The organism is Methylosoma difficile (assembly GCF_054657615.1).
This window is the reverse complement of the sequence record NZ_BAAHYJ010000002.1, coordinates 118,193-129,683: the sequence shown is the minus strand read 5'-3', so window position 1 is coordinate 129,683 and position 11,491 is coordinate 118,193. Positions and strand designations below refer to the sequence as shown.

The 11,491-nt window shown below is 46.3% G+C and carries 7 protein-coding genes; 3 read left to right on the top strand and 4 right to left on the bottom strand.

The window, feature by feature from the left end:
• The first annotated feature begins 27 nt into the window (after positions 1–27).
• From ACYQ1O_RS06035 to ACYQ1O_RS06025, 3 genes are all read left to right on the top strand, one after another.
• A complete protein-coding gene (locus ACYQ1O_RS06035; protein WP_459990753.1) occupies positions 28–3,573 on the top strand; it encodes a response regulator in 3,546 nt (1,181 codons plus the stop codon).
• A 67-nt stretch (positions 3,574–3,640) separates the two neighbouring features.
• Positions 3,641–4,858, top strand: a complete 1,218-nt coding sequence (locus tag ACYQ1O_RS06030; RefSeq protein WP_459990752.1) for a PP2C family protein-serine/threonine phosphatase — start codon at positions 3,641–3,643, stop codon at positions 4,856–4,858.
• A gap of 59 nt (positions 4,859–4,917) precedes the next feature.
• A complete protein-coding gene (locus ACYQ1O_RS06025) occupies positions 4,918–5,256 on the top strand; it encodes an STAS domain-containing protein (RefSeq protein ID WP_459990751.1) in 339 nt (112 codons plus the stop codon).
• Positions 5,257–5,321: 65 nt separating this feature from the next.
• Here the strand turns inward: ACYQ1O_RS06025 and ACYQ1O_RS06020 are convergent, their stop codons facing one another.
• The 4 genes from ACYQ1O_RS06020 to ACYQ1O_RS06005 form a co-directional block, all read right to left on the bottom strand.
• Entirely contained in the window at positions 5,322–6,737 is a 1,416-nt protein-coding gene (locus tag ACYQ1O_RS06020; protein ID WP_459990750.1) for a DUF3131 domain-containing protein, read from the bottom strand.
• A gap of 30 nt (positions 6,738–6,767) precedes the next feature.
• Positions 6,768–8,615: a glycosyltransferase family 2 protein gene (locus ACYQ1O_RS06015; RefSeq protein WP_459990749.1), complete on the bottom strand. Its 1,848-nt coding sequence runs from the start codon at positions 8,613–8,615 to the stop codon at positions 6,768–6,770.
• 99 nt (positions 8,616–8,714) lie between these two features.
• On the bottom strand, positions 8,715–10,979 hold the full coding sequence (locus ACYQ1O_RS06010; RefSeq protein WP_459990748.1) for a glycoside hydrolase family 2 protein: 2,265 nt from the start codon (positions 10,977–10,979) through the stop codon (positions 8,715–8,717).
• A gap of 14 nt (positions 10,980–10,993) precedes the next feature.
• The gene (locus ACYQ1O_RS06005; RefSeq protein WP_459990747.1) at positions 10,994–11,434 is read right to left on the bottom strand and encodes an ATP-binding protein; all 441 of its coding nucleotides are present in this window, start codon (positions 11,432–11,434) and stop codon (positions 10,994–10,996) included.
• Between the last annotated feature and the right edge of the window lie 57 nt (positions 11,435–11,491).

The following is an 11,491-nucleotide window of genomic DNA, read 5'->3' as shown; positions in this document are numbered from 1 at the left end:
TACACTTCCCCCATTACCAATTGACCCATGAACAAACGGCATAGCGCAACCCAGCAACTCAACCGGCGATTTTTGCTGTCGTTGTTGATGATTAGCTCAACCATATGCTTCGTCGAAGTTTTGGTTATGTTGTTTTTGGATTTTTATAAAGAAAACATAGGCACCTTATCCCCTTACCAAGAAGCCGGAATAGACGCACTATTAATGGCCTTGCTGAGCGCACCGCTGCTATGGTTTTTTGTGCTGCGCAAATTGGTTGTACAAATTGACTTGGAGCAAGGTTCAACGCTGAAACAAACACGACTAAACGCCGAATTACGGAATGCATTGGACAGCCATGCCTTGGTCAGCATCGCCAACGCCAACGGCCGCATCATCCACGCCAACCCTAAATTTTGCGAAGTGTCGGGTTACACCGAAGAAGAACTGATCGATCAGGACCACCGCATCATCAATTCCGGATACCACGACAAAGCCTACATCCGCAACATGTGGCAAACCATTAGCGAAGGCAACATTTGGCACGGCGTGTTTTGCAACCGCCGTAAAAATGGCGAACTCTATTGGGTGGACAGCACCATTACCCCTCTCAAAGACGAATACGGCCTAATCTATCAATACATTTCCATCCGCCAAGACATTACCCCACAAAAACTGGCGAATGAACGGCGCATTATGTTGGAGAGAGCCGTCAACGCAAGCGCCGATATGATCCTGCTTACCGATGCTTACGGCAGCATCCAGTTCGTCAATCCAGCCTTATGTCTCCATACTGGCTGGACGGAAGCCGCCTTAATCGGCAAAAACCCTGATATTCTCGACAGCCCCAATTGTGATAAAACAGCTACCGCCCAATTGCAAGATGCGCTGGTTCGTGGAGACAGCTGGTCAGGCCGTCTGTTACTGAAGCGTAAAGGCATATCGCCTGTTAACATCGCCGGACAAGCCACGCCCCCTAACCCCTTGGAGTTTTGGGTAGAACTCAACATCAGCCCAGTACGCAACTTCGACGGCAGTTTAGCGGGCTATGTGCAAATCCAACGCGACATCAGCGAACAAGTACAAGAAGAAATCGCACAGCAGATGGAAATTGCCGACTCTGCCGTCCGCCTTGGCATTGCCAGCATCCTGCAACAAGAACAGCCTTTGGCAGTCCGTTTTACACAGGCATTAGATATTCTCTTTAGCCTGCAAAACCTCGACCTGCAATGTAAAGGCGGTATCTTTCTGCGTTCACAAACAGACAATTATTTGGAAATGTTTGTCTTACGCGGCGAATTCAGCAAAGAATTCATCGAAAAAGAACAGCGTGTCGCTTTGGGGGATTGCCTATGCGGACGGGCAGCTGCCTCGGGTGAATTGCTGATTTCCGACGACTGCTTCTGCGACCCACGCCATGAACATACTTTCGAGGGCATGAAAGCACATGGGCATTACATTGTCCCCATTGTTGCCGCTGGCGAAGTTTTGGGTATCGCCTTTTTGTATACCATGCCCTACCCCACCCATTCATCAAAGCGTATCGGCATGCTCAAAGAAGTCGGAGAAATGCTGGGGCTTGCCGTATTACAAGACCGCGCCAAAACCTCATTAGAAAACGCCCGTGATATGGCGATGCAAGCCGCCCTATCAAAAAGCGAGTTTTTGGCCAATATGAGCCACGAAATCCGCACCCCGATGAATGGCGTTTTGGGCATGCTGGACTTGCTGCGCGACACAGACATGTCCAACACCCAATGGAATCTGGTGGAAACCGCTTATGATTCGGCAGAGGCTCTGTTAGCCATTCTTAATGACATTTTGGATTTTTCCAAATTGGAAGCCGGTAAAGTTGAACTGGAACAAATTGACTTTCACTTACTGGGTTTAGTGGAAGATGTCTGTTCATTATTGGCAAACCATGCCCATGCCAAAGAATTGGAACTCACTTGCTTTATCGCCAATGACATACCCTGTTTTTGGCAAGGCGACCCTGCCCGTATCCGGCAAATACTTACCAACCTAATCGGCAATGCCATAAAATTTACTGAACAAGGCGAAGTTTCCATCACCGTAAAACACTTGCGCGGCCCTAACGGATACAGCCGAGTGCTATTTGAGGTTTGTGACACGGGCATAGGCATTACCGAAACGGCGCAAGCGCAACTGTTCCAGGCTTTTTCACAAGCAGAAAGCAGTACCTCAAGACGTTTCGGCGGAACAGGCCTGGGCCTTTCAATTTGCAAAAAAATGGTTGAATTAATGGAAGGTGAGATTGGCGTGCAAAGCACCTTGGGGAAAGGCTCTTGTTTTTGGTTTTCCTTGCCTTTGACTTTAGGCCAAGCCATTGAAAACTACAGCACGCCCATAGACATAATTGGTAAGCGTGCGTTAATTGTCGATGACAACGCTACCAACCGCACTATCTTGCACCATTACTTAACGCACTGGGGTTTCATCGCCACAGAAATGGACGGCAGCCTTGCGGCTCTGGAAGAATTGCACTATACCCTCGCGAAAGACAAGCCCTACGATTTAGTGCTGATGGACATGCATATGCCACAAATGGATGGCTTAGCATTAGCGCGTACCCTTTCCGAAACGCCACTGTTAAACGAAATTCCACGCATTATGCTAACTTCCGGCAGCTTGCTCAGCGAGAGCGACCGCCGTCGCTTAGGTTTAGCACAAAGCCTGTTGAAGCCTGTTAAGCAAAGCCAATTGTTTGATGCCATCCTCAATGCTTTAAACCATTCAGAACAACCTATCACCGCCAGAAGCAAGCACCCGCCCATCAGCACAAAATATGAAGGCAAAAAAGTACTGGTGGTGGAAGACAACAAAGTCAACCAAAAAGTCATCATCGGTATGCTTGCCAAATTCAACTTGGTGCCAGAAATTACCGACAACGGTCAGTTAGCTTTTGATTTATTGATTCAAAACACTTACGACCTGATCCTAATGGATTGCCAAATGCCGGTTATGGATGGTTACCAAACCACGCGTGAACTGCGGCTAATGGAATCAGGATGTGGTTTTCCGCGTCAGATTGTGGTCGCTCTGACCGCCAACTCGAATACGGGCGAGCGGGAAAAATGTTTGGAGGCAGGTATGGACGATTACTTATCAAAACCTTTCAACCAAGAACAATTGGCAGCCAAACTGGAACGTTGGTTTAATCCGAACAACGCACCAGACCAAGAAATCGTCGCTGACAACTCTGCTGAACCAGTTGCACCATTAGACACTCTGGTTTGGGATAAGGCCGCCGCACTGGAAAACTTAACCGGCGATGAAGAGTTGTTACAGGCCATGCTGGGGGCGTTTCTTGAAGAAGCGCCAGGACAGTTGTCCGATGTTCAAACCGCTGCCGCCGCCCATAACTTACCGGAACTGGCGAAAGCTGCGCACAGCTTAAAAGGATCGCTCAGCTACCTGGGTTCAGAAACAACAAGAGCATGTGCCGCCAATATCGAAGCCCTTGCACGAACAGCCGAAAGCGCCGACTACCCACAATTGGCGGAAACTTTACTAAACGAAACAAATAGCTTAATGGCCATTTTCAGGCAGTTTTTAACTAACAAAAATAACTAAATTAAAAACGCCCCCAATCCTAGGGAATTGGGGTGAACACCTTAACCATTTATTGAGACCCGTTTATATGCGTATATTAATAGTCGATGATTCCGCAATGATTCGGACGATGTTAGCAGGCGCTTTAAAAAAATGGGGGTATGATGTCCTTAGCGTTGACAACATCGACAAAGCAACCGCCGCCATTGTGAATGAGAGCTTGCAGTTTGTGCTGACGGATTGGGTAATGCCCGGCGGCAACGGCCCGGAATTGTGCCAACGTATCCGCGACTTGAACCTCCCCTTCTATGTTTACATGATTCTTATCACGTCACTAGAAGGCTCCGAATCCCTCGTTGAAGGTATGGATGCTGGGGCAGACGACTTTATCCACAAACCCATCCAAATGGAAGAATTGCTGGCACGCATCCGTGCCGGTGAACGTGTCTTACAATTGGAGCGATTCTTACAAGAACGCAATGAAAAACTGGCGGAACTTAGCAATAACTTGCTGACGGCACAAAACCTCATCAATGCCGATTTAAAAATTGCCGAACGTATCCAACGCCGGCTTTTACCAACCGTCTACTCCAGCCTTTTAGGCGTCAAAATAGACGGTTTATTTTGCCCTTCCAGCCATGTTTCCGGGGATATTTACAACTTCTTCCGCCTCGACGAACACCATATCGGCTTTTACAGCATTGACGTTTCAGGACACGGTGTTGCCGCCGCCATGATGTCGCTTACCTTAAGCCAACTGCTGACACCCGAAATAAAACCTGGCAACCCACTAAAATACAGCTTGCCCGTATCGCCTTACTATGCAATTACCTCGCCGCCTTCATTAGTTTTAGATAAACTTAATGAACAATTCCAGACCGACACCACGAACACCTTGTATTTCACCATGGTCTACGGCGTTATCGATACGGAGGCGCAGACCTTGGATTTATGCCAAGCCGGACATCCCAACCCCATTTACTTGCCTAAAAACGGTCCAGCCCAGTTTTTTGGCGATGGCGGATTTCCAGTCGGCATCACCTTAATGGCTCAATACGAAACCCTGCACATCCAATTCCAAGCGGAAGACCGCTTCTATTTTTACTCGGACGGCATTACCGAATGCGAAAACAACGAAGGGGAAATGTTCGGGCAAGAGCGGCTGCTTCAATTTATTGAACAAACACGGGCATTACCGATAGCCGAGGTATTATCGGGGCTTGAAGAACATATCGCAGCATGGAGGGGCAACAAAAATTTCGATGACGACATTTCAATGCTGGCAATGACGATGGCTAGTAACTAACACCATTGTCAAAAATACCAATATTTATGGATACATTATTAACAAACAGGGGATTTTATATGCAAATGACAACCATCAATTTAAATGGCGTTTTGATATTAGCTATCGCTGAAAGCCGTTTAGATGCCAAACTTGCCGTCACATTTAGGGAAACACTGGAAAAACTGATTGATGAGGGTCAACATGCCATTGTATTGGACATGACCAAAATCATATTTATTGATAGCAGCGGCTTAGGTGCAATCGTTTCTTGCCTGAAAAAGCTAGGGCCAAAAGGAAAACTGGTGTTGTTTGGCATCAATGCCCCTGTTGCGTCCATGTTTAAACTAACCCGTATGGACAAGGTGTTCACTATTTGCCAAAACCAAGAAGAATCACTGCAAACTTTTGAAATTTAATTCCATCACGTTTATTTAACGGAATCTATGTTGCTCGCGGCAAATAGATTCCGTTAGGGTGGGCATCACTTTTTAGGCTTGCCGCTGGCGTGTTTGGGTTTCTCTGCTGGCACCGCCATTGGCATTACCGCTGGCGAAATTTTAGACTCGGCAGTGTCGTGGCTATCGCTGTAAAGGGCCAGCAGCTTGCCGTATTTTTTAAAGCACAATGCCTCCAAAATAATAGCGTTGGTATTGGCGGTAATCGCATCGTTAGCTTTTTTGCTCGTTTCAAAGACTCCCGAATACCACCCTTTTGCCGGATCGTATAAATTTTTAACCGCATCAATCAGATTGTTGCGGTAAGGCGTTTGATATAACACGCTCCAACCTAAAGCCGCTTTAGTGCTGATGGTTTTGTATTCGGATGCGTCCACCCCTTCTTCCGTGATGGCATTCCACACCTTACCATCGGTGTACACCGTGTTATAAACAAAGTATGGCGCGCCATTGATGTTATCTTCGCTAACCGCAGTAACTTGTCCGGTATTCTTAAAGCGCGCTTCTTGGGCTTGGTAGACGCGATAGGCAAATTCTTTAGAAATGGAATCCCAGCCATATTCCAAGCCGTCCAAAATATATGATTCACTGACTACATAGTTATGGGCATTAAATTGTTCGGGTGAGCGTTTGTCGATAGGAATTTTTAAGCCATACAATTCAACATAAGCAAGATAATCCTTATAGCTATTGGATTTTCCGACATCTAAAGCCAGCAAGTTAAATGATTTTGCACTGTACTCTTCGTACCCCAAACGGCCTTCCTGAACATAAACCGTTTTAGCCGCCGCATCCACCGTTGCTCCGTGTAACTCTCCCTCTTTTAAGGCTTTGGAAAGTTGCCAACGATTAAGAATGGCTTTTACTTGCGGCATAAATTTAGGGTAATTCCAAGTGATGATATTCATGGGAACCAAAATGCGCCCAATGTCGATGGCAGACCAACCAATACCACGTTCGGTAGCGACGTTTTTTAGCGTGACCATTTGTAGGTTTAAGGTGTTATAAGCCTTGTTGGGCAGCTGTCCATCAAACAGCGGCAGTTTATCCAATGCCGACAAGGCTTTACCCAATTTGTCTTCAAATTCTTGGGTACTGATAATGTCCAATCGGTAAGCGGAAATGATCGCCATCAGGTAAGAAGCGGTATCCCACATGGTAGAAACAGGGTATTTTTCCACCGAATCGACTAAACCGGTACTGGCTTGATAGTTGTTGGCAAAATACACCCAAGCAGTTTTGGCCCATTGCTTTTCTTCCTCGGTCAGATCACCATGTAAGGCTTGCGGAATACTGGGTGTTACGGTGATTTCTTCTTGATTAGGTGCTTTCAATTCAAGTTCTGCCGTTTCCAGCTTGTATACCAAACCGAAAGCGGCAAGCAATCCTAAAATGAAAATAATATGGCCACGGGCGCGGATTAATCCTTGTGTAAAAGTCATCGTGAGTCTCTCTCGCTAAAATTGATAGGTTTAACCAGCATCCGTGTCATCAGGCTTCCAAAACGCCGCCATCACTATGCCACTCATTGCTAAGACATTATTGAGCCCCCAAAAAGTATTGGTCATGACACCACCCAAGTTAGTGATGGTGCCAAAATAATAACCCAAGCCTGCATAAATAATACCCAGTAACGTCAATACAATAATTGCAAATTGTGGGATAACCAAATGGAAGAAGTTACCTTCTTGACGCTCTTTGGGTGTTGTAGGGAACTTGATTTGCTTACCGCGCAACACCGTCCAGATGGCTTGAAAATTGACCGCAAAAAATGACAGGTAAGACGCTTTGGCCTGATAGCCTGCAATTCCCCACATGCCGACCATCATACTCAGCTCGTTCAGCACCAAAAAAGGCAAAATGTGTTTGACGAAATCAAACGTGTAGCAAGAGACGGGGGAGGCTTGGGTAAACAGGAAAATGATCGGCGAAGTCAGAAACAGGAAATTCCAGATACCGCCAAAATATGACCAAAAAGTAGCGGTGTACATAATACGTTGCTTCCAATCCAGACCTTTTTGGAACACCGGATTATCGTTTAAACAAATATCCAAAGAGCCGCCGGCATATTTGAAGCGTTGTACCGTCCAAGTCTGTAAATCTTGTGGCGACAGCATCTTGCATTCCACCGTAGGGTGCATAACTGATTTCCAACACCTTTCGGTATCGGAATGTAAGACGATGGAGGTATAAATATCTTCGGAAACATGAAATTTATACGGTGTCATTTCTATTTCATGAATTATTTGGGTAGTCGCCACTTCGCGGATACGGTCTTTTAGGCGCATGTCAGCATCTTTTTTGCCCATGACCTTGGAAATCTTCGGCATGGCTTTGGCAATTTCCCCCATCACCTCGTCAACCGCTTTGTCGATGCTTTTGGCATAGGCTTTTAAGGCCGATTCCATAACCGCCTCGCGGCGATGGACAGAACCTGCGCCACAGCAGAAAGACGCGTTAGCCCAATTCCGGCGGCGTTGGATAATGTCGTAAAACATTTTTGGATCATTAACAAAAGGGTCTGCGCCGACATTAATCGGGCCACAGACTTTTTCCATCATCCAACCAAAAGCAAACCCCGGATACCACAAGTATTTTTTCAGCACGTCCCGTAAAGGCTTGCCTTCGGGCAAATCAAAAAACCATTGTGGCGTTTGCACCCAAGCCACTTCAGGGTCGCGGAAATAGCCTAAAGTATGCTCCAGCAAAGTAGGAAATACCCGTGTATCGGCATCGCAAATGACAATAAATTCACCGCCAGAGCGTTCCATGGCATTACGCATATTGCCAGCCTTAAAACCCACATTGTTATCGCGGGTGATGTAATTTACGCCTTCTTCTTCCGCTAATTGCTTCATAGAAGCCCGTTTGCCGTCATCCAAAATATGGATTTTGATGTCAATCGGATGCGGATACGTTAGCTTTTTAGCGTCAAGAATGCTTAATCTAACCAACTCCTCTTCTTCGTTATAGGTAGGAAAGAACACATCAACCGTGAGTGGGCGGTCTTCTGGCAAGGGGTAATCAAGGGTTTGCGATAAAAACTCTGGTGGTGGCTGTTGTGGGTAATCTTTGGTTTTCCATAGATTGACAGTGAATAATATCAGGCCAATGTAAGCGTAAGTTTCTGCCAACGCTAAGGGGATCGAAAACCATAAGGCATCAAAGTTTAAAGAATGCATCCAACGCCAGCCAATATACCAACCCCCAACCACCAGTGTGATGGTGGCAAGAAATTGGTATAACGATTCTTGTATGGGTGAATAAGGTAATGGATCGGGTGGTTTACGATGTTCAAATTTATCAAAATAGAATGACATGCTATTTTTCCCCTTAACTGATACGTTAGCTATTCCGTTTGAATTATTGTTTAGATCAGACATACCCTAAACTCATCTATTAGTTAGTATAGCTAATGATTACGGATCGACATTAAAAGTGTGGGTGTTGATACCTAAAGGCTTGCCATCGGCCTGCTCCACTTTGGCGACCAGCTCGTAATGGCCGGCGGGCAAATGTTGCCATGCCAAATTTTTTACCAACCGTCCACTATCATCGGCAATATCAATCTCCAATGTGGAGGTTTCCAACAAGGCTTTTGCGTTGCGCAGACTGTAGATCAAATGGGCATTCGGGAATGCCTTATGCAAATCGTTAATGACCCATAACCCTAAACTAACCACCTCCCCTTGCTTGAAATTTTCTTGCTGCCAAGCGATGCTTGGTAAAACCGGTTGATAAGCTTGTTGCAACGCGTAATAACCCGTTTTAGGCATTCGCCAATAATCCACCACACCCCAGTTCATCGATGGCCAGTCTTCCACAAACATGAATTGGAAAATACTGTTGACAGGCTGGTAACGCTGGCGACGGTAAGATTCTGCCGCCAATTTGATCACTTTTACTTGATAAGCTTGGGTGTTGTTGACAAATTCTGCAGGTGTTGCCCCCATTGGCACTTTGGCAAGCTTGAATGTCTCCTTACGTTGGAAATTGTGGTATTCCCATTTTTCCCACTGCGCTTCCTTTGTCGGCCATAACTCTTCTTCGGTAAAAATTTTGCGTAGCGACATCAGATTGGGTAAGGCTTGTGCGCCGTATTCGGTGATGATGTCGAAAGCGGCAGGTTTGTTGTAATCTTGCCAATCGCCCGAATACCAACCCAACCAAGGATGCTCCAAGGTTCCCGAAAAGGCGTGGACATGGCGCGTCCTATCTAATGGTTCAATAGTTGAATAAAGCTTATCAGTCAATAATTTGTTGTAATTTTCCGTATAGCTTTTGTATTTGTATTTCATCCATTTGGCATCCCAAGCAGGCTCGTTGATGAGGCTCCAAGCAATAATGGACGGATGGTTATAGTAGCCGTTGACCATATCTTTGGCCTGGCGTACGGCATTATTGCGGAATTCGGCGTCATCGACATAACCCCATTGCAAAGGGAAATCTTGCCAAACCAACACCCCTTCCTCGTCGCAACGGCGGTAAAACGCTTCGCCGGTAATGTGGGCATGGATGCGTACGGTGTTGATATTGGCAGCTTTCATCATCGCGACATCGTTAGCATAGCGGGATGGATTCATCTCGCTTAACCATTGCGTAGCAATGTAGTTGGTGCCCCTTAAAAACAGCCTTTTCCCATTAATCAGCCAAATTTTTTGCTTGGCATCGTAAACCACTTCGCGGAAGCCAAAGGTCTCGATTTTATTGTCGATAACCTTATCGCCCACCAGCACGGCAATTTCCAAAAGATAAAGGTTGGCATCGCCATGCTCCCAAGGCCACCACAACTTAGGTTCGCTAACGGTGATCGGCAGGCTTAGGTAATTGTTACCCGGCTTAAGTGTCTGTTCGCTTTGGCTGGAAAGGATGTCGGTTGCAGCAAAATTATACGGCTTGAGTGTCAAGCGCACTTTTGCGCCCACCGGGGCGGCTTGCTGGACATTGATTTGCAATGCCACATTCGCAGTGGCTTGGTGATGCGGCAAATCTAAAACCGGGCTGACTTTCGCTTGGCTAATGCTAACGGCGTCGTGGATTTGCAACGCGACTGAAGCCCAAATGCCGCCGGTATTATGTTCTTGCCCACGCGCCGACCACGCGCCGCCAGGACGCGTATCGTGATGACTAAAAATGCCTTTTATCAGGCGCTTATGCAAAGACCAATCTTCACCCGCCGCTTCCAATGGGCTATTGACCTTCACCGTCAGCACATTGTCTTTAACAAACAACGCCGCATCGGTGGCATCAAACTGGAAATGCTGGAAATAGCCTTCATGGAAGCCCAAGTAGCGACCGTTAAGCCAAACATCAGCCTGATAATCAACACCGTCAAAGTTCAGGCTAATACGCTTGCCTTTTAAAGTTTCGGGCAAACTGAAATGCTTTTTGTACCAAGCAACGCCGCTTATATCATAGCCTTGCAGATACCAATTGGCGGGGACTTGAATATCCGACCAACTCTTGTCCTTAAAAAAAACATCGTAGCGTTGCTCGCCTTTTGCCTCACCCACCTTAAATTTCCACGTGCCGTCCAGTGGAATTGTTGTGCGCACCGAACGCACTTCGCTTTGGAAAGGCTCACTGTGGATATTAGCAGCGGCTGAGGCCAGCAGCGGCAAGCCTAAGCACATACCCAACATTAAGAATTGGTATTTTGCCGCCCTTTTTTTACGATGTTTCATTTGTTCTCTCCTGATTAAGACGCGCTTTCCGCTGGCCGATATTTGACCAATATCCAACGGTTCTGATCTTCTGTATTTTGATAATGCACTTCATCCATGCAGCTTTTTATAATTTTTAATCCCATCCCACCTTCAGGCAAATTATCAAAATCCGTCGGATCAAAATCAAAATCTTTTTCCAATCCAAGCAAATAATCTGCCTCCAAAACCTTACCGCTATCCGATACCTCAATAGAAAGGCGGTCATCCGCCAATAAATAAGCAATGGTAATCTTATTTTCTTCCGAACCGGCACAAGCGTGTTCTATACAATTGTTGACGGTTTCAACCACTGCCACTTCAATTTCCGCCAAAGCTGTTTCATCGAAGGACGGACTGGCAATTTCCCTGGCGCACAACGCCGCTAATCTGGCATTAGCCAATTGGCTCATAATCGTAAGCGTTATTCGGTTCATTAATTTTACCTATATGGTTTAGCGATTTAGCCCGCCCTTAAGTCAAAGCAATATGCC

Excerpts from the sequence above, each read along its gene's own strand:
- ACYQ1O_RS06035 (WP_459990753.1), top strand. The coding sequence starts at position 28 with ATGAACAAACGGCATAGCGCAACCCAGCAACTCAACCGGCGATTTTTG.
- ACYQ1O_RS06020 (WP_459990750.1), bottom strand. The coding sequence starts at position 6,737 with ATGACTTTTACACAAGGATTAATCCGCGCCCGTGGCCATATTATTTTC.
- ACYQ1O_RS06025 (WP_459990751.1), top strand. The coding sequence starts at position 4,918 with ATGCAAATGACAACCATCAATTTAAATGGCGTTTTGATATTAGCTATC.
- ACYQ1O_RS06005 (WP_459990747.1), bottom strand. The coding sequence starts at position 11,434 with ATGAACCGAATAACGCTTACGATTATGAGCCAATTGGCTAATGCCAGA.
- ACYQ1O_RS06015 (WP_459990749.1), bottom strand. The coding sequence starts at position 8,615 with ATGTCATTCTATTTTGATAAATTTGAACATCGTAAACCACCCGATCCA.
- ACYQ1O_RS06010 (WP_459990748.1), bottom strand. The coding sequence starts at position 10,979 with ATGAAACATCGTAAAAAAAGGGCGGCAAAATACCAATTCTTAATGTTG.
- ACYQ1O_RS06030 (WP_459990752.1), top strand. The coding sequence starts at position 3,641 with ATGCGTATATTAATAGTCGATGATTCCGCAATGATTCGGACGATGTTA.